The sequence below is a fragment of the Streptomyces sp. NPDC020422 genome, from assembly GCF_044386705.1.
In the GTDB taxonomy this organism is placed as follows: Bacteria; Actinomycetota; Actinomycetes; order Streptomycetales; family Streptomycetaceae; genus Streptomyces.
Genome location: NZ_JBIRVJ010000005.1, coordinates 581,157 through 599,688, shown reverse-complemented (window position 1 = coordinate 599,688; position 18,532 = coordinate 581,157). Strand labels below are relative to the sequence as shown.

The 18,532-nt window shown below is 73.4% G+C and carries 15 protein-coding genes; 5 read left to right on the top strand and 10 right to left on the bottom strand.

All coding sequences use genetic code 11. The features are described from left to right. Positions 1 to 177 precede the first annotated feature (177 nt). Positions 178 to 1,338 carry an NlpC/P60 family protein gene (locus tag ACH414_RS16870; RefSeq protein WP_398942224.1) on the top strand — a complete coding sequence of 387 codons (1,161 nt, stop codon included), beginning with the start codon at positions 178 to 180 and terminating at the stop codon, positions 1,336 to 1,338. Positions 1,339 to 1,342: 4 nt separating this feature from the next. Here the strand turns inward: ACH414_RS16870 and ACH414_RS16865 are convergent, their stop codons facing one another. Then, entirely contained in the window at positions 1,343 to 1,696 is a 354-nt protein-coding gene (locus tag ACH414_RS16865) for a hypothetical protein (protein WP_382532378.1), read from the bottom strand. 341 nt (positions 1,697 to 2,037) lie between these two features. Here ACH414_RS16865 and ACH414_RS16860 point away from each other — a divergent pair, with 341 nt between their 5' ends. Next, on the top strand, positions 2,038 to 3,126 hold the full coding sequence (locus tag ACH414_RS16860) for an NlpC/P60 family protein (RefSeq protein WP_382532380.1): 1,089 nt from the start codon (positions 2,038 to 2,040) through the stop codon (positions 3,124 to 3,126). Between the two features lie 36 nt (positions 3,127 to 3,162). On the opposite strand, the gene ACH414_RS16855 is transcribed toward ACH414_RS16860, so the two are convergent. Then, positions 3,163 to 3,873: a LuxR C-terminal-related transcriptional regulator gene (locus tag ACH414_RS16855; protein WP_382532382.1), complete on the bottom strand. Its 711-nt coding sequence runs from the start codon at positions 3,871 to 3,873 to the stop codon at positions 3,163 to 3,165. Beyond that, positions 3,870 to 5,138 carry a PspC domain-containing protein gene (locus ACH414_RS16850; protein ID WP_382532384.1) on the bottom strand — a complete coding sequence of 423 codons (1,269 nt, stop codon included), beginning with the start codon at positions 5,136 to 5,138 and terminating at the stop codon, positions 3,870 to 3,872. Before ACH414_RS16850 ends, ACH414_RS16855 begins: the two co-directional genes overlap by 4 nt. Before the next feature lie 167 nt (positions 5,139 to 5,305). Here ACH414_RS16850 and ACH414_RS16845 point away from each other — a divergent pair, with 167 nt between their 5' ends. Both ACH414_RS16845 and ACH414_RS16840 read left to right on the top strand, forming a co-directional pair. Then, positions 5,306 to 6,850 (top strand): PspC domain-containing protein, encoded by a 1,545-nt coding sequence (locus tag ACH414_RS16845; RefSeq protein WP_398942223.1) that lies wholly within the window; start codon positions 5,306 to 5,308, stop codon positions 6,848 to 6,850. Further along, positions 6,837 to 7,097: a hypothetical protein gene (locus ACH414_RS16840; RefSeq protein ID WP_382532388.1), complete on the top strand. Its 261-nt coding sequence runs from the start codon at positions 6,837 to 6,839 to the stop codon at positions 7,095 to 7,097. Before ACH414_RS16845 ends, ACH414_RS16840 begins: the two co-directional genes overlap by 14 nt. Here the strand turns inward: ACH414_RS16840 and ACH414_RS16835 are convergent. The 4 genes from ACH414_RS16835 to guaA form a co-directional block, all read right to left on the bottom strand. Beyond that, positions 7,007 to 7,624, bottom strand: coding sequence for a DoxX family protein (locus tag ACH414_RS16835; RefSeq protein ID WP_382532390.1), 618 nt, complete (start codon positions 7,622 to 7,624; stop codon positions 7,007 to 7,009). The genes ACH414_RS16840 and ACH414_RS16835 overlap by 91 nt on opposite strands. Positions 7,625 to 7,741: 117 nt before the next feature. Then, entirely contained in the window at positions 7,742 to 8,980 is a 1,239-nt protein-coding gene (locus tag ACH414_RS16830) for a hypothetical protein (RefSeq protein WP_386568266.1), read from the bottom strand. 170 nt (positions 8,981 to 9,150) lie between these two features. After that, positions 9,151 to 9,939, bottom strand: a complete 789-nt coding sequence (locus ACH414_RS16825) for a class II aldolase/adducin family protein (protein ID WP_382532393.1) — start codon at positions 9,937 to 9,939, stop codon at positions 9,151 to 9,153. A gap of 244 nt (positions 9,940 to 10,183) precedes the next feature. Beyond that, entirely contained in the window at positions 10,184 to 11,776 is a 1,593-nt protein-coding gene (gene guaA, locus ACH414_RS16820) for a glutamine-hydrolyzing GMP synthase (RefSeq protein WP_382532395.1), read from the bottom strand. A 323-nt stretch (positions 11,777 to 12,099) separates the two neighbouring features. Between guaA and ACH414_RS16815 the strand changes: the two genes are divergently transcribed. After that, the gene (locus tag ACH414_RS16815; RefSeq protein WP_116159290.1) at positions 12,100 to 12,390 is read left to right on the top strand and encodes a chorismate mutase; all 291 of its coding nucleotides are present in this window, start codon (positions 12,100 to 12,102) and stop codon (positions 12,388 to 12,390) included. 718 nt (positions 12,391 to 13,108) lie between these two features. On the opposite strand, the gene ACH414_RS16810 is transcribed toward ACH414_RS16815, so the two are convergent. From ACH414_RS16810 to ACH414_RS16800, 3 genes are all read right to left on the bottom strand, one after another. Further along, the gene (locus ACH414_RS16810; protein WP_386568272.1) at positions 13,109 to 14,944 is read right to left on the bottom strand and encodes a GMC oxidoreductase; all 1,836 of its coding nucleotides are present in this window, start codon (positions 14,942 to 14,944) and stop codon (positions 13,109 to 13,111) included. Between the two features lie 44 nt (positions 14,945 to 14,988). Next, complete coding sequence (locus ACH414_RS16805) at positions 14,989 to 16,776, bottom strand: succinic semialdehyde dehydrogenase (RefSeq protein ID WP_398942219.1); 1,788 nt, start codon at positions 16,774 to 16,776, stop codon at positions 14,989 to 14,991. Between the two features lie 104 nt (positions 16,777 to 16,880). Then, positions 16,881 to 18,419: a serine/threonine-protein kinase gene (locus tag ACH414_RS16800; RefSeq protein WP_391769392.1), complete on the bottom strand. Its 1,539-nt coding sequence runs from the start codon at positions 18,417 to 18,419 to the stop codon at positions 16,881 to 16,883. Positions 18,420 to 18,532 lie beyond the last annotated feature (113 nt).

Genomic DNA, 18,532 nt, shown 5'->3' with positions numbered 1-18,532 from the left:
GGGTCACGGATACGTATCGGACATACGGCGCACCGGCCTTCCCAGGCGTCCCGGGGGTCGCTAGCGTGCTCGCCCAAGCGGCCCGTCCCCTACCCCTCGCTTGGCGTCGGCGAACCACGCCGATCGGGCGGCCCACGCCGAACCCCCGCCCGTACCGGTCGGCGTCCACGGAAGGAGATGCCGGCCTTGGCGTCCCACCGCAAGCCGCGCAGCACCCGCTCCCACTCCACCGCCGTCGGCGTCACGACGGCCGCGCTCGCCTCCGTCACGCTGCTGCCCGCCCAGGGCGCACTGGCCGCGCCCGCCGCGCCGAAGCCGACGGTCGAAGAGGTCGGGAAGAAGGTCGACCAGCTGTACCGGGAGGCCGGCACGGCCACTCAGCAGTACGACCGCGCCAAGGAGGCCACCGACCGGCAGCGGGGCGAGGTCGGCCGGCTCCTCGACGACGTGGCCCGCCGCACGGAGGCGATCAACGTCTCGCGCCGCTCCCTCGGCGCGTACGCGGCGGCCCAGTACCGCGCGGGCTCCGTCGGCCCCACCGCGACCCTGATCTTCGCGGACAGCCCGCAGGACTACTTCGACCAGTCGCACCTCATGGACCGGCTCTCGGAGCGGCAGCGGACGCAGATCGCCGCGTACGAGTCCCAGCGCGCCGCCACGGCGAGGAAGCGGACGGAGGCGACGGAGAAGCTGGCGGAGCTGACCGCCTCGCAGACGGCGCTGCGGACCAGCAAGCGGACCGTGCAGGAGAAGCTGGCCGAGGCGCGGACGCTGCTCGCGCGGCTCACGGCCGAGGAGAAGGCGCACCTCGCGGAGCTGGAGCGCAAGCGGGAGGCCGAGGCCCGCCGCAAGGCGCGGGAGCGTGCCGATGCGGAGGCGGCGGCAGCGGCCGAGCGGCTGCGTCAGGAGCGGGCGGAGCCGAGCCCGACGCCGACCACGACGACGCCCCCGGCGTCGACCGCCCCGCCCCCTTCGGGCTCGACGTACGCGGCCAAGGCCGGGCTCGCGCTCTCCTTCGCCCGCGCCCAGATCGGCAAGCCGTACGTGTGGGGGGCGACGGGCCCGAGCTCGTACGACTGCTCGGGGCTGACCCAGGCGGCGTGGCGCGCGGCGGGCGTCGACCTGCCCCGCACGACCTGGGACCAGGTGAAGGTCGGCACCCGGGTGGCCACGGCGGATCTGCTCCCCGGCGACCTCGTCTTCTTCTACGACGACATCAGCCACGTCGGGATCTACCTCGGCGACGGGATGATGATCCACGCGCCGAAGCCCGGCGCGTACGTGCGCGAGGAGTCGATCTACTACATGCCGATCTACGGCGGGGTGCGCCCGGTCTGAACCGTCAGACCCAGAGGGTCGCGATGAAGATGTTCGCCATGGTGAGGCCGCCGACGGCGCCGAAGAGGGCCTTGTCGACCTTCTCCTCGTCGCGCTTGACGTAGACCAGGCCGAGGATCACCACGAGGATCAGCAGCTTGATGCCGACCTTGAGGTTGTTGACCGTGTGGTCGTCGGCCTGGTTGAGGCCGACCAGGGCGACACCGGTGACGAGCATCGTCAGGGCGCCGTGCAGCATCGCCGGGACGAAGCGGGCGGTGCCCGCGCCCATCGCCTTCATCTGGGTGAGGAAGCCGCCGAGCAGGCTGGCGATTCCGATGATGTGCAGCGCGACGAAGACATTGATGAGGACGTCCATGGGCGGAGCCTAACCGGGGCCGTAGCACCGCCCTCCGGGCGGGTCCACCTCCTCCCGTGCATCGGTCAGGCGGCTGCCGCAAGCACCGCCCGAGCGTCACCAGGGCGAACGGGTTCGGTCGTGGAGCGTCAACTGGCGCCAATAGCGGTCATCTCCCCGCAGCCGCCCGGCGGCCAGGTTTAGCGTCCTGCCCCAGGTGACCGGCTCCCCACCACCGCCGACCCGGCGGTTGTCGGTCACCCCCGCCGAGAAAGACCGGCGGCGGCCCGTCTCCCCTGTGCGGACCGTCGCCGGCCCCGGCGGGCAGCGTCCCCCACAGGGAGAGGATGTGACCCGCCCTCGTGGCAGCGCACCGCAAGCCCAAGCTTTCCCCCCTCGGCGGCCAGGCGGCCCGCACCGCCGCCACCCTGGCCCTCGCCTCCGCGGCCACCGCGACCGTCTTCGAGGGCTCCGGGCACGCCGCGCCGCGGCCGACGCCCGCCCAGGTCAAGACGGAGGTCGACCGGCTCTACGAGCAGGCCGAGGTCGCCACCGAGAAGTACAACGGGGCGAAGGAGAAGGCGGACCGGGCACGCGCGGCCTTCGACCGGCTGCGCGACGAGGCGGCCCGCAGGACCGAGCGGCTGAACCGGTCCCGCGACGCGCTGGGCATGATCGCCGCCGCGCAGTACCGCTCCGGTGGTCTCGACCCCGCCCTCCAGCTCGCCCTCACCTCCGACCCGGACCAGTATCTGGAGCGGGCCGCGATCGCCGAGAAGGCCGGGGACCGGCAGGCCGCGGCCGTCGCCGCCGTACGGCGTGAGCTGGCGGCCGTACGGCAGCTGCGCGGCGAGTCCGAGGGGCGGCTGCGGGAGCTGCGGGCGCAGGAGGCGGAGCTGCGGCGGCAGAAGGCGGCCGTGCAGGGCAAGCTGAACGCGGCACGGTCCCTGCTCGCCCGGCTCACCGCCGAGGAGAGGGCCCGGTACGAGGCGACCGTGGCCGCCGGCGGCCACGGCGGGGCCGAACGGGCCTCCGGCACCTCCGGGGCGGGGGCCAGGGCCGACCGCTCCTCGGCCTTCCGCGGCCCCGTCACGGCGCCCGGCACCCGCGCCGCCGAGGCCGTCGCCTTCGCCCAGGCCCAGCTCGGCAAGCCCTACGTCTGGGGCGCGACCGGCCCCTCCGCCTACGACTGCTCGGGGCTCACCCAGGCGGCCTGGCGGGCGGCCGGGGTCTCGCTGCCGCGCACCACCTACACCCAGATCAACGCCGGCCGCCGGGTCTCGCGCGCCGAGCTGGCCCCGGGCGACCTGGTGTTCTTCTACTCCGGGATCAGCCATGTCGGCCTCTACATCGGCGGCGGCCAGATGATCCACGCCCCCCGGCCGGGTGCCCCGGTGCGGATCGCACCCATCGACGAGATGCCGTTCGCGGGCGCGACCCGGGTGGGGTGAACGGGCCCCGCCTCACGGCCGGGCCCCGGACGGGTCTCAGACCAGGCGGCGGGCGGCCGCCCAGCGGGTCAGCTCGTGCCGGTTGGAGAGCTGGAGCTTGCGCAGCACCGCCGAGACATGGGACTCGACGGTCTTCACCGAGATGAAGAGCTGCTTGGCGATCTCCTTGTAGGCATAGCCGCGGGCGATCAGCCGCAGCACCTCCCGCTCCCGCTGGGTCAGCCGGTCCAGGTCCTCGTCCACGGGCGGCGCGTCCGTGGAGGCGAAGGCGTCGAGGACGAAGCCCGCGAGGCGAGGGGAGAAGACGGCGTCGCCCTCCTGGACCCGGAAGATCGAGTCGACCAGGTCGGTACCGGTGATCGTCTTGGTGACATAGCCGCGGGCACCGCCGCGGATCACTCCGATCACGTCCTCGGCGGCGTCGGAGACCGACAGGGCCAGGAACCGCACCGGGTGCTCGGGCGCCGCCATCAGGCTGGCGCAGCGGCGCAGCACCTCGACGCCGCCGCCGCCCGGCAGATGCACGTCGAGCAGGACGACCTCGGGACGGGTGGCGGTGATCACCGTCACCGCCTGGTCGACGTCGGCGGCCTCGCCGACCACCTCGACGCCCGTCACATCGGTCCGGCCGATCTCGGCCTGCACCCCCGTGCGGAACATCCGGTGGTCGTCGACGAGCACGACCCGCACCCGGCGCTCCGCACCCGGCGCCGCCGCCCCGCTCCCGGTCCCCGTCTCGTCGCTCATCCGTCCGCCCTCTCCATCTCGAGCTCCACTTCGGTGCCCCCGCCCGGCACGGACCTCAGCCGCGCCGATCCGCCGTTGCGCTGCATCCGGCCGATGATCGATTCTCGTACGCCCATGCGGTCGTCGGGGACCGCGTCCAGGTCGAAGCCCGGGCCGCGGTCCTTCACCGAGACGAAGACCGAACGGCCCTCCACCTCCGCGTAGACCTGCACCGGTCCGCCCTCGCCACCGTACTTGGCGGCGTTGACCATCGCCTCGCGCGCGGCCTGCATCTGCGCGCCCAGTTTCTCGTCGAGCGGGCAGTCGCCGACGACCACGACCTCCAGCGGGACGCCGTGCTTGTCCTCGACCTCGGCCGCGGCCCGCTTGACCGCCTCGGCGAGGGTGGCCGGCTCCTCGTCGGCGTCCTTGCCCGTGCCCTCCGGCTTGTACAGCCAGTTGCGCAGCTCCCGCTCCTGGGCCCGGGCCAGCCGGCGGACCTCGCCGGGATCGTCGGCGTTGCGCTGGATCAGGGTGAGGGTGTGCAGGACGGAGTCGTGGACGTGGGCCGCGACCTCGGCGCGCTCCTGGGCCCGGATGCGCAGGGTGCGCTCCTCGTTGAGGTCCTGGGACATGCGCACCAGCCAGGGGCCGGCGAGCAGCGCGATGCCGGTGAGGACCGCGACGGCCGCGGTGAGCGCCGTGCCGAGCTGGGCGACGGAGCCGCGGACCACGAGGAAGACGGCGAGGCCCGTGCCGACGAGCGCGACGCCGACGAGTCCGCGGACGAGCTGCAGGACGCGTCTCCTGCGGCCGGGGTCGCTCCAGCTGGCCCGGCGGGCGTTGTCCGCCTGCCGCCAGACGAGGATGACGCCGACGCCTATCAGCAGCGAGGGCCAGACGTACCGGCCGGCCTCCTTGTCCACGTTGAGGTTGCCGATGAAGACGGAGGCGCCGAGCGCCGCCGCGATCAGCGCGAAGATCTGGCCCTTGTCGGGCTTGCGGAGGCGTCTGCGGCCGTCCGGTGTCGTCTCGAAGACCGGCCGGGGCGCGGCGCGGCCGCCGACCCCGAGCGGCACGATGATCCAGAACACGCCGTACAGCAGCGCGCCGAGGCCGTCCGTGAGCATCAGGGCCACGAAGAAGGCGCGGACCCAGATCACGGGCAGCCCGAGGTGTCCGGCGAGGCCGCGCGCGACACCGCCGAGCATCCGGCCGTCGGCGCTCCGGTAGAGCCTGCGGGCGGGCGGTTCGTCGGTCTCTGCGACACGGGCGGCTGCGGACATGCATTGATCGTCACACGTCCGGCCCTTCCGGGACATCAGGGTCCGCCCGGATATCGGCCCCCGAGCCGTCTCGGGGTTCGGGCGGGGTGTCGGGGCCCCGGAAGATCAGGGTCAAGGCAGGGTCGGTCCCGGTGCCGCCGGGCGTCACGGGCCGTCACCATGGAGACATGACGAGTTCGACGCCTTCGCACCACGAGGCCCCGCCGCCGGCGGAGGCCGCGCCCGCCGCGCCCCTGCGCAGGTCGCGCGGGCAGAAGGTCGTGGCCGGCGTGTGCGGCGGTCTCGGCCGGCACTTCGACCTGGACCCGGTGATCTTCCGGATCGCGCTCGGCGTGCTGGCGGTGACCGGCGGCGTCGGGCTGATCTTCTACGGCTTCGCGTGGCTGCTGGTCCCGCTCGCGGGCGAGGAGGAGAGCGAGGGGCGTCGGCTGCTGACCGGCCGGGTCTCCGGCTCCTCGCTGACGGCGGTCCTGACGGCCCTGATCGGCTGCGGGATCTTCCTGTCGATGCTGCACAACGGCGGGACGCTGGCCTTCGCCCTGCTGCTGTCGCTCGGGGTGAGCGGGGCCGCGGTGTGGTCGCAGCGTCGCCGCACGGTCGCCGCGACCGCCGAGGAGGGCGGCCGGATAGACGCGGCCGCGGCGCTCGCGGTCGCCGAGGCGCCGCCCGAGACCAAGGCCCCACCGCTGGTCGAGTTCCCGTCCTGGTGGCGGGACCCGATCGTCAAGGACGGCTCGACCGGCAGGATCGCCGTGGGCTACATGTGGGGTCCGCACGGCGTCCTCGACGAGGACGGCACGATCGGCGGCGAGGTCCCGGCGCCCGGCAGCCAGTGGGGTCCGCCGTCCGCCGCGCCGGAGCGGCCCACGCCGTCGACCCGGGTGCGCACGAGCCCGCCGTCCATCGGCGGTCTGGTCTTCCTGCTCGCCCTGGTGGCGGGCGGCCTCGGCACCGGGCTCTCCTGGCACACGCATCCGCTGGGCACGAGCCTGCAGATCGGTCTCGCCGCGGCGCTCGCGGTGTTCGGTCTGGGCCTGGTCGTCAGCAGCCTCGTCGGCCGGACCGGCTTCGGCACGGTGTTCCTCGCGGTCGTGACGGCGGGTCTGCTCGCGGGGGCCTCGGCGCTGCCGAAGGACATCCCGACGGAGTGGGTCCGCGAGACCTGGCGCCCGGCGGCCGTCGCGGCCGTGCAGCCCCGGTACGAGCTGGGCCTCGGCGTCGGCACGCTGGACCTGTCCGGCCTGGCCGTCCCCGCGGGCACGACGGTGGTGACGCAGGCGGAGGTCGGCGCCGGACGGCTGAAGGTGATCGTCCCGAGGAACGTCACGGTGAGGCTGCGGGCCCAGGCGGGCCTCGGCGATCTCCGGCTGCCCGCCCAGCAGACGCCCGCCACCCCGGTGGCCTCGCCCCCGGCGCCGAACGCACCGGCGGCCCCGAACGCACCGGCGGCGACGGCCACCCCGTCGGCGGCCACCCCGGCGACGGCCACCCCGTCGGCGGCCGCCCCGTCGGCGGCTCCGCGGTCGGCCGCGGAGCCCGCACCGAGCGGGTCCGCGCGGCCCACGCGCGCGGCGGACGACATCGACATCGCGCCGGGGCTCGACGAGACCCGGACGCTCGCACCGCCGCCGGGCGTCCCGGCGGGCGGCACCCTCGACCTCTTCCTGAAGGTCGGACTCGGACAGGTGGAGGTCACCCGTGCTGGTTCATGAGTTCCGCCCCGGCCGCCTCGTCCTGGGCCTCGCCGCCCTCGCCCTCGCGGGCCTCTACGCGGGCGACGCCGCGGGCCGCTGGTCCGTCGGCTGGTTCCTGGTGATCCCGGTGCTGGGCGGCGCCCTGGTCCTCGCGGCCCTGACGTCCTGGATCGCCTACGGGGTACGGCGCCGCTCGGCGAGGAGGGCGTCGAGCGAGAGCACGGGGGTCCCGGCGAGCAGCAGCGGGAGCCACGACATGAGATAGGCGAGGTCGTTGCCGAGGTAGTACGGGTTCACCTGCCAGCTCACGGTCAGCCAGAGGCTCAGCGAGATCAGCGCCCCGCCGAGCGCGGCGACCCTGCCGTACAGGCCGAACAGGGTCCCGACCCCGACCAGCAGCTCGCCGAGCGCGATGGCGTAGCCGAAGCCGACGGGGCTGTGGAGGGCCAGGTCCACCAGGGCCGGGAGGGCCGAGGTGTCCCGGACGCCCCGCATGACCTCGCCGATCGACCCGGGACCGGTGTCGGCGAGGAAGCCGGGGTCGGTCAGCTTGTCGAGCCCGGCGTAGACGAAGGTGATGCCGAGGAAGATCCGCAGCGGCACGAGGGCGTAGCGGGAGGCGAGGGCCTTCCAGCCGTCCGCGCCGAGACCGCCTCGCCCACCGGAAGCGCCGAGACCGCCGAAGCCCCCGCGACCGTCCGCCGCCCCGCCCGGTCCGCTCTCCGCGCCCGAACCTGAACCCGCATCCGAACCCGAACCCGAACTCGTACCCGAACCCGACCGTTCCGCCATCCCAAGCCGCCTCTCCACGCCCCGCGCACTGCCCGTGCCGCTCACGGTCCGGGCCGCTGTGCCGGCCGGTTCCGCGGAACGATTCTCCCCGGCTTTCCCGTGGCCGGGGAGGGGGGCTCAGTCGACGACGTCGATCGTGACCCGGTTGGTCTCGACCCCGGCGGCCGTCACGACCGACACCTCGACCCGGCCCGGTTCGACATCGGCGGGGAGGGGCACGGTCAGGGCGGTGTCGGTCGGGTTGGCGAAGCCTCCGGGGACGGGGACGAGCGGGACATGGGCGTGGACCGGGCCGATCCGCACGACGAGCCGGGTCAGGGGCTCGGGGCCGGCCGCCCCGGCCGGGACGAAGCCGGTGCCGCGGATCTCGATGTCGTCGCCGGTGCGGATCGGGGCGTCCAGGTCGCCCGCCTCGCGCGCCCGGACCACCGAGAAGATCTTGGGCCGTCCGCCCTCCACGCACTTGCCGGCGAGGTAACCGGCGGCGGAGACGGCGACCAGGAGCACCAGGGCCCAGGGCAGTTCGGGCAGCCGGTCGGGGGTGCGGCCGAGCCGGACGGCGGCGAGCAGGAGCACCGCGCCGGAGACCAGGACGTACTGGACGTCGGTGAGGCTGGCCTGCCCGTCGTCGTCGCACAGCAGGTCGGCGGGGCGCGGGCGGTCGGCGCGGACCTTCTGCAGCCGCCGCGCCGCGACCCTCAGCGAGACGATCAGGCGGGCGGTGACGGCGACGACGGAGACGAGGGCGAAGACGGCGAGCAGTCCGGCGCCGCGCCGCAGGCCCAGGTCCACCCCGTCCGCCCCGCCGGCCAGCCGCAGACAGAGCAGCAGCACGGCGTAGACGCAGAGGAGGAGCCAGCAGGCGGCGACGGTGCGGGAGGTGGAGAGCCGCCGGTCCTCGCCGAGAAGCGGGGCGAGGATCCCGCCGCGGGCGCGGTGCAGCCGGGCGACCGCGGTGAGCGCGAGGGCCGGCAGGACGGCGGCGGCCAGCGCGGCCGTGCGGGTCCCCGTCCATCCCGTACCCATGGCGGTGAGGGCCTGCCCGAGGAGGAGGGCGAGCACGGCGCCCCAGACGGCGGCGAGGGTGCCGCGGCGCACCCGGCCGAGCCGGGCCGCGCCCGCCTCCCGGCCGCGGGCGGTGACGGTGCGGGCGGACTGGGCGAGTTCGTCGGAGACCCACTGGCGGGAGGCGACCGGCGAGTGGGCGAGGGCGGCGGGCACGCCGTGGCCCGTGGCGAGCTCGTCGCGGCGGGCCAGGAAGGCGGCGACGGCGCGCCGGTGGCCGGAGCCGTCGCAGTGCGGGCAGCCGCCGCCGTCCGGTTCCGCCCCGCACTGTCTCGCCTCTTGCACCGCCACGGCGCCGCCCACTTCCCGGTCGGTCGAATGCCTTCGTCAACTGGTGTCGACGGGAGTCAACTGGCTGTTGATTCCTGGGAATTGTGCCGCACCGACCACGCACTCCGAGCGCTCTGCACACCCCGCACAGGAGTGATTGAAGAGTCATCACATTGACGTAAAGGCACCTTCTACGACAGGAGTTCGGGCTCCGCGCGGCTGATCCGCCGCCACAGCGGCTGGTAGTTGATCCAGGCGACCAGGTCGTTGCCGAGCTGTTCGCGGGTGGCGACGGCGTCCCGGTGGTCGATCAGCACCGGCTTGCCCGCCGCCCGCGCGGTCAGCTGCACCTGGGCGCAGCGTTCCATGGCGATGAACCACCAGGCCGCCGCGTCCACGGAGGAGCCGACGGTGAGCAGCCCGTGGTTGCGCAGCACGATCCCCTTGAAGGGGCCGAGGCCGACCGCGATCCGCCGGCCCTCCTCCGGGTCGACGGTGACCCCGGTGTACGCGTCGTAGAGGGCGTGGTCCTGGTAGAAGGCGCAGGCCTCCTGGGTGATCGGGTCGATCAGCTCGCCGAGGGCGGCCAGGGCCCGCCCGTGCGGGGAGTGGGTGTGCGCGACCGCCACCACGTCGGGCCGGGCCCGGTGGACCTCGGCGTGCACGGTGAACGCGGCCTGGTTGACGTGGTGGGCGCCGTAGACGACCCGGCCCGCGCCGTCGACGAGGATCAGGTCGCTCGCGGTGAGCTCGGCGAAGGGGGCGCCGAAGGGGTTCACCCAGAAGCAGTCGGGGTGCTCCGGGTCGCGGGCGGTGATGTGACCGGAGACCCCCTCCTCGTACCCGAGACTCCCGAAGACCCGGAGCGCGGCGGCGAGTCGCTGCTTGCGGTGGGTGCGCTCCTCGGCGGCCGTCGCGTGGACGGGCGGCATGGCGAAGTGGAGCTGCTCGACGGGGACGGGCGCCGGTATCTCGGTCATGCGCCGGAAGGTAACGCCCGCCCCCGCAAGTGACCAGAGCCCGTACGGACCAAGTCGGCGGAGCCCGTACGGACCGAGCCGGCGGAGCCCCTACGGACCGAGCCGGCGGAGCCCGTACGGAGCGAGTCGGTGGAGGCGCTCCGGAGGCTCGGTCCGTAGGGGCCCGCACAAACGGCGAGACCGCCGCCCCCGTGGTGGACGGGGACGGCGGTCTCAGGCGCTTGTCTCGGCGCGAGGGGAGGGACTACTCCCACTCGATGGTGCCCGGCGGCTTGCTCGTCACGTCGAGGACGACGCGGTTGACGTCGGCGACCTCGTTGGTGATCCGGGTCGAGATGCGGGCGAGCACCTCGTACGGCAGGCGCGACCAGTCCGCCGTCATGGCGTCCTCGGACGAGACCGGACGCAGCACGATCGGGTGGCCGTAGGTGCGGCCGTCGCCCTGGACGCCCACGGAGCGGACGTCGGCGAGCAGCACGACCGGGCACTGCCAGATCTCGCGGTCCAGACCGGCGGCCGTCAGCTCCTCGCGGGCGATGGCGTCGGCCTCGCGCAGCAGGTCCAGGCGCTCCTTGGTGACCTCGCCGACGATGCGGATGCCGAGGCCGGGGCCGGGGAACGGCTGGCGCTGGACGATCTCCTCCGGCAGGCCGAGCTCCTGGCCGACCATGCGGACCTCGTCCTTGAACAGCTGGCGCAGCGGCTCGACGAGCTGGAACTCGATGTCGTCGGGGAGGCCGCCCACGTTGTGGTGCGACTTGATGTTGGCGGTGCCGGTGCCGCCGCCGGACTCGACGATGTCCGGGTAGAGCGTGCCCTGGACCAGGAACGCGACCTCGGGGCCCTCCTCCTGGAGGATCTCCAGCTGCGCCTGCTCGAAGACGCGGATGAACTCGCGGCCGATGATCTTCCGCTTGGTCTCCGGGTCGGAGACGCCGGCGAGCGCGGTGAGGAACCGCTCCTGCGCGTCGACGACCTTCAGCTGGACGCCGGTGGCGGCCACGAAGTCCTTCTCGACCTGCTCGGTCTCGCCCTTGCGCATCAGACCGTGGTCGACGTAGACGCAGGTGAGCTGCGAGCCGATGGCCTTCTGCACGAGGGCGGCGGCCACGGCGGAGTCGACGCCGCCGGACAGGCCGCAGATGGCGCGCTTGTCGCCGACCTGGGCGCGGATGGCCGCGACCTGCTCCTCGATGACGTTGCCGGTGGTCCAGCTGGGCTCGATGCCGGCGCCGCGGTAGAGGAAGTGCTCCAGGATCTGCTGGCCGTGCGTGGAGTGCAGCACCTCGGGGTGGTACTGGACGCCGTACAGCTTCTTCTCGTCGTTCTCGAAGGCGGCGACCGGCACGACGTCGGTGGACGCGGTGACGGTGAAGCCCTCGGGGGCGGCCGAGCAGGCGTCGCCGTGCGACATCCACACGGACTGCTCGGTCGGGGTGCCCTCGAAGAGGGTCGAGCCGGCCTTGGAGACGTGCAGAGGCGTACGGCCGTACTCGCGGGCACCCGTGTTGTCCACGGTGCCGCCGAGGGTGGTCGCCATCAGCTGGAAGCCGTAGCACATGCCGAAGACGGGGACGCCGGCTTCGAACAGCGCTCGGTCGAGGCGGGGGGCGCCCTCCGCGTACACGGAGGACGGGCCGCCGGAGAGGATGATCGCCTTCGGGTTCTTGGCCAGCATCTCGGCCACCGGCATGGTGGACGGGACGATCTCGCTGTAGACCCGGGCCTCACGGACGCGGCGGGCGATGAGCTGGGCGTACTGGGCGCCGAAGTCGACAACGAGGACTACGTCCGGGTTGGTGACGTCGGGCGCGGCAGCGGGGGTCGCTGATGACACTACGGCGGCCTTCCGGCGGTAGGAGGGGTTCCCCCGAAGGGGGGCTATTTGTCGATTCTACCGGCGCGCCACGGCCGGTTTTCGTCTCACCATCCGAACCCGGTTTGTGACCGGGGCCGCGTCGGGGTCCATACTGGGGCCATGCGCAAGCTCACGACCTTCCTGTTTACCTATGGCAACCGGCCCACCGGCTGCCATGGTCGTGCTGCTTGAGCAACTGACAAGCGACTTCCCAGGCGCCCCGGGCCGACAAGGCCCGGGGCGTTCTGCTTTCCTCCGGGCCTTGCCGCTCCGGGGCACCGAGAACCACGAGGAGCCCCGACATGACCGCGATGACCCAGACCGAGAAGACCGGCGCCCGCACCGACGAGGCGGCGGCGCTGATCGGTGACGCCCGTGAGCGCATCGACGCGCTCGACGACCGGATCATCGGCCTGATCCAGGAGCGGGTCGCCGTCTCGGCCGTGATCCAGGAGGCCCGGATCTCCTCCGGCGGCCGCCGGGTGAACCTGGCCCGCGAGATGGAGGTCCTCGGCCACTACCGCGACGCGCTGGGCAAGCCGGGCACCGCGCTCGCGATGACGATGCTGGAGCTGTGCCGGGGCCGCATCTGACGAGCCGGGCCGGGGCCGCGCCCGCGAGGCCCGCCGGTGCCGCGTCCTACGGCCCGTGGCCGGCGGGGGTGCTCCCCCGCACCCGAGTTCGGGCGCGGCCTCACCCGTACGGCGCGTGACCGGGCCGGGCGCCGCTTCGTTGGTGGTGTTGTCCGTGCCAGCCAGGGGCGGGCCCGAAAAAGACCACGCGTGGCTTCGCTGGGGCGTGTGACGTACCTCTGGTGCGTCGTGGGACCTCGCTCCAGCGCGCGTGACCGGACGGCAGGGGACAGCAGCCCGGTCACCCAGAAAGGGCGGTCGGTCCCGGGGACGCCCGGGGCCGACCGCAACCGGCCGAACGACCCGAGACCCCCACACCGTCCCCGTTCCCACCGCACTTCCCACTCCAGCGGCGCACTCCACTCCCCCGGCGCCGCTTTCCCCAGGGGCCCCGCGACCGCGACCGGAATCGCGACGCGGGGCCCCTGCACGTCCCGCCTCCGGATACGTGACGCGCGTCACATAAAGATCTCGTGAGCGCGCTACAACCAATCCCCCAGGTCACCGGTCATCTATGCAGCACCACCCAGAAGCTGGAGAGGCGCTGCACTCGGAGGGGGGTGCAGCGCCTCTCCGCTTTTGTGGAATCTCGGGGCAATCCCCGGGAATCCCCGGGAATCCCCGGGGGAATCTCCAGGGCTCTCCGGGGAATCGAGCGCGGGGCCTCGCCTGCCCCGTCTCACACCTTCTTCGGCGGTACGGCCGGGATCCCCAGGAACGGCAGCCTCAGCGCGCCGAAGGCCTCCGCGGGGACCGCCGGGGACTTGGGCTCGACCGGGGCGAGGCGGACGTAGGCCTCGCCCTGACGCGGACGCGGATCCTCCTCGCCCTTGTTCGGCCAGAAGGACATCGCCCGCTCCGCCTGCGCCGTGATCGTCAGCGAGGGGTTGACGCCGAGGTTGGCGGAGACCGCCGCGCCGTCGACGACGGAGATGCCCGGGTGACCGTAGAGGCGGTGGTACGGGTCGATGACGCCCGAGTCCGCGTCCGCGCCGATCGGGCAGCCGCCCAGGAAGTGCGCGGTGAGCGGGGTGCCCATCAGTTCGCCGATGTTGGAGCCGGCGAAGCCGTTGATCTCCTCGGCCATCAGGGAGGCGGCCCGGGTCGCCGCCTCGATCTGGGTCGGGTTGGGCGCGCCGTGGCCCTGCCGGGCGGTGAGCAGGCCCTTGCCGAGGCCGCCGGGCTTGCGGAAGGTCGTCAGGGAGTTGTCCAGGGACTGCATGACCAGTCCGATGATGGTCCGCTCCGACCAGCGGAAGTTGGACAGCGAGCGCACGGCGAGCGCCGGGTGCTTGACCAGTTCGAGGAGCCAGTTGCGGACCCGGTGGGCGCCGTAGGGCACCTGGAGGACGGTCATGCCGCCCATGGAGTTGGAGCCCTTGCCGTAGCGGACGGGCTCGATGTGGGTGTTCTCGTCCGGGTGGATCGAGGAGGTGATCGCGACGCCCCGGGTGAAGTCGACCCGGTCCTTGCCGTGCCGCTTGCGGTAGCGGCGGTCGGTGGTCTGCGAGCCGACGAGCGCCTCCGAGTTCGTCCGGGTCAGCTCGCCGAGCCGGCCGGAGATGTGGGGCAGCAGCCCGGTGTCCTTCATCCGGTGCAGCAGGGTCTGCGTGCCGTACGTGCCGGCCGCGACGACCACGCGGGGGGCACGGAAGGTCCGGCCGGCGCCCTTCTTCCTGTTGTCGGTCGGCAGGGTCCTGACCGCGTAGCCGCCGCGCGAGTCCTCGGTGAGGGCGACGACCGAGGTCATCGGGTGGACGACCGCGCCGGCCTGCTCGGCGAGGTAGAGGTAGTTCTCGTTGAGGGTGTTCTTGGCGCCGTGGCGGCAGCCGGTCATGCACTCGCCGCACTCGGTGCAGGCCTTGCGGGAGGGGCCCGCGCCGCCGAAGTAGGGGTCGGCGACCTCGCCGCCGGGCTTCGCGCGCACCTTCGGGGACCCGTCGGCGTCGGCGCCGTCACCGAAGAAGACGCCGACCGGGGCCATGTGGAAGGTGTCGCCGATCCCCATGGCCTGGGCGGTGGCCTTGAGGTGCACGTCGGAGGGGGTCATCGTCGGGTTGAGCCGGACGCCCAGCATCCGCTTGGCCTGGTCGTAGTACGGCGAGAGCTCCGCCCGCCAGTCGGTGATGTCCTTCCACTGCGGGTCCTCGAAGAACGGCGCGAGCGGCTCGTAGAGGGTGTTGGCGTAGTTGAGGGAGCCGCCGCCCACGCCCGCGCCGGCCAGCACCATGACGTTGCCGAGCAGGTGGATGCGCTGGATGCCGTAGAGGCCGAGCGCGGGGGCCCACAGGAAGTTCTTCAGGTCCCAGGAGTTCTTGGGCAGGCTCGCGCGGGTGAAGCGGCGGCCGGCCTCCAGGACGCCGACCCGGTAGCCCTTCTCGGTCAGGCGCAGGGCCGTGACCGAACCGCCGAAGCCGGAGCCGACGACGATGACGTCGTAGTCGTACGCGTCGTCGGCGAAGCCGCCGTACGAGCCGTCCTCGACCTGGTTCTGGGCAGGGGGTACCGCGGTCATGGCTCTCCTCGGACGAGAAAGGGGCGGGCGGGTGGGGCGGCGGGTCAGCGCAGGCGCAGGGCCTTCATCAGCTTCAGGGAGGTGCTCATGAACGCCGCGTACTTCTCGTCGTCCATCCCGAAGGAGGGGGCGAGCGGGACGAGCCGCTGCTGGGCGACGGTCTGGGCCTCGGTGAACTTGAGGATGCCCTCGGAGCCGTGGCGCCGGCCGAGGCCGGAGTCCTTCATGCCGCCCATCGGGGCGCGGACGCTGCCGTACGCGGGCGCGTAGCCCTCGTTGATGTTGACCGTGCCGGTGCGCAGCCGGGCGGCGATCGCGTGGCCGCGGCGGGAGTCCGTCGTCCACACGGAGGAGTTCAGTCCGTACGGGGTGCCGTTGGCCAGCTCGACGGCCTCGTCCTCGTCGCGGAAGCGGTAGATCGAGACGACCGGGCCGAAGGTCTCCTCGGTGCACACCGCCATCGGGGCCTCGACGCCGTCGAGGATGGTCGGCTCGTAGAAGAGCGGGCCGATGTCGGGGCGGGCGACACCGCCGGCGACCAGCTTGGCACCCTTGGCGACGGCCTCGTCGACGTGCCGGGAGACGGTCTCCAGCTGCCGCTCGCCGACGAGCGAGCCCATGTCGGCGCCGTACGCGAGGGAGTTGCCGAGCCGCATGGCCTTCGTCCGGGCGGCGAAGCGGGCGACGAAGGCGTCGGCGACGGACTCGTGGACGTACAGCCGCTCGATGGAGATGCAGAGCTGACCCGCGGAGGAGAAGCAGGCGCGCACGGCGCCGGCGGCGGCCTTCTCGATGTCGGCGTCCTCGAGGACGAGCATCGCGTTCTTGCCGCCGAGCTCCAGGGTGACGCCGACGAGCCGGGCCGCCGCGCCCTGGGCGACCTCGCGGCCGGTGCGGGTGGAGCCGGTGAAGGAGACGTAGTCGGCGTGGCGGACGACCTCGGGGCCGACGACCGGGCCCTCGCCGATGACGACCTGGAAGACCTCGGCGGGCAGACCGGCCTCGATGAGCAGGTCGCGGGCCCACAGCGCGGTCAGCGCGGTCTCGGTGTCGGGCTTCATCACGACGGCGTTGCCGGCGACGAACGCGGGCAGCGCGTCGCCGACCGAGAGCTCCAGCGGGTAGTTCCAGGGGGCGATCTGGCCGACGACCCCGCGCGGCTGACGCAGCTCGGTCACCTTGGTGAGGGTCGGCACGACGCCGGTGTGGTGCTTGGGCCGCAGGTAGGCGGGGGCCTTGCGGCCGTAGTGGCGGGCGGCGACGGCGACCGACTGGACCTCCTCGTGGGCGTGCAGCCGCGCCTTGCCGGTCTCCAGCTGGATGAGGTCGAGGATCTCGCCCTGCCGCTGGAGGATCAGGTCGTGGAAGCGCAGCAGCACGGCCGCGCGGGCCTTGACGGGGGTCGCGGCCCACGCGCCCTGGGCGGCGCGGGCGCGGGCGAAGGCCTCGGCGACGTCCTCGGGGGTGGCCTCGGGCAGGTCCGCCAGCTTCGCCCCGGTGAAGGGGGTGTGGTTGGCGGTGCGGCCGGAGCCCGCGACCCCGCGGACCAGCCGGGCGACCAGCTCGGGCGTGACGACGTCGGCGGCCGTGCGCGCCCCGGCGGGCGCCGGCGCGACGGGGTTGGTGCCGCTCGGGGCGGGGGCCGTGGCGGCGGCCTGCTCCGCGGCCGGGCTTTCGGCCTGCTCCGTGGCCTGGCCGGTGGCCTGCTCCGTGACCTGGTCCGTGGCCTGGTTCTTGGCCTGATCCGTGACCTGGCCCTCGGCCTGCTCCGCGGCCTGCTGCTCGGCCGGGTCCGTCGCCTGGTCCGTGGGGATCGCCTGCGAGTCCGTCATGAGGCCGAGGGTAGGCGGCAAACCCGCCTTTGGGTACCCGTCAGTAACGCGTTTTCACCGCCCCCGCACAACCGCGCCAGCGATCGCTGGCACATAAGTCCTGATCAGGGGCTTACGGCGTCGCCCGGGGCCCTCCAGTACTTCTTCACGATGTCGAACTGCTCCCGCGTCCGGCTCCAGCTGTCCTCCGGCGAGGCCATGTACAGGGCGTACTCCGTGCCGTCGTCCCCGTAGTAGACCTGGTCGATCGCGTGGCGGGGGCCCGGGAAGGTCTGCTTCTCGATCCAGGTGAACTCCCAGACGCAGGAGTTGACCTGGTCACGGAAGGTGTTCTGGGTCAGGCGGATCCGCTCGTACTTCGCCCGCCTCTGCACGATCTTCTCCAGGTCGAGCATGTGCATGTACGGGTTCTCGAAGTCGGGCGACCGGTCGATGCTGATGCGGATCCGGTGGCGTCCGTTGTCCGGCGTGTAGTCGATCTGGTCGCCGTCCATCTGGCGCTTCCAGCCGTCCGGGACGAGCAGGCTGAAACCCTCCGGGTCGTTGACCCGGTGCCAGCCGGGCGGGATCCCGCCCTTGTCCTTCGCCTCCGTGGTGGCGGTCGGCGTGGTGTCGCCCTTGGCGCCGCCCCCGCTCCCGTCGGGCCGGGTCATGACGAAGAAGACCGCCCCGCCGGCCACCAGACCGGCGAGCACCGCCGCGAGCACCGCGGCACGCCAGCGGCCACGGGTCCCGGACCGCTCGCCGGAGTCCGGGCGGGGGGCCTGGGCGGGCGTCGCGGACTCCTCGTACGAGGACGGCAGCTGCGCCGTCGCCGAGGGAGCGGCGGCCACCAGCTCCTCCGCCTGCATCCGCTGCGTCGGCACGTACGCCTGCGCGGCCTGCGGCGCACGCCCCTCCATCGCGTCGAGCAGCATCCGCTCCGCCTCGTCCGCGTGCGGGCGCTGCGCCGGGTCCTTGCGCAGCAGGGCCACGATGACGGACGCGAGCGGGCCGGCCTTCTCGGGGTACGGCGGCTCCTCCGTCACCACGGCCTGCATGGTGCTGATCGGCGAGCTGCGGCGGAACGGCGAGCTGCCCTCCACGGCCGCGTACAGCGTGGCGCCGAGCGACCACAGGTCCGAGGCGGGACCCGGATCGCCGCCCTGGACCCGTTCGGGTGCCAGATAGTCGATGGAGCCGACGAGTTCACCCGTACGGGTGATGGACGAATCGCCCTCGATCGCCGCGATCCCGAAATCGGTGATGAGGACCCGGCCGTCGCGCGCGAGCAGCACATTGCCCGGCTTCACATCGCGGTGCAGCACGCCGGCCGCGTGCGCGGCGCGCAGCGCGCCCAGGACGTGCAGGCCGATCCGGGCCGCCTCGCGGGGCTCGATCGTGCCGGCCTCCTTGGCCGCGTCGGCCAGCGAGGGCCCGTCCACGTACTGCATGACGATCCACGGCCGGTCGTCGTGCTCCAGGACGTCGTGCACGGTGACCACGCCGGGATGCGTGATCCGGGCCGCCGCGCGCGCCTCCTTCTGCGTCCGGGCGTGCAGGACCAGCCGGTCGGCCTCCGCCACGAACCGGCCCGCCGTCAACTCCTTGACGGCCACGACGCGGTGCAGCACCTCGTCGTGCGCGCGCCACACCTTGCCCATGCCGCCGCGGCCGATGGACTCGCCGAGACGGTAGCGCCCGGCGAGCAGCAGTCCGGTCCCGGTGCTCTGGCCGGCGCCCTGACCGGATCTCTCGCCGGTGCTCTCAGAATGTT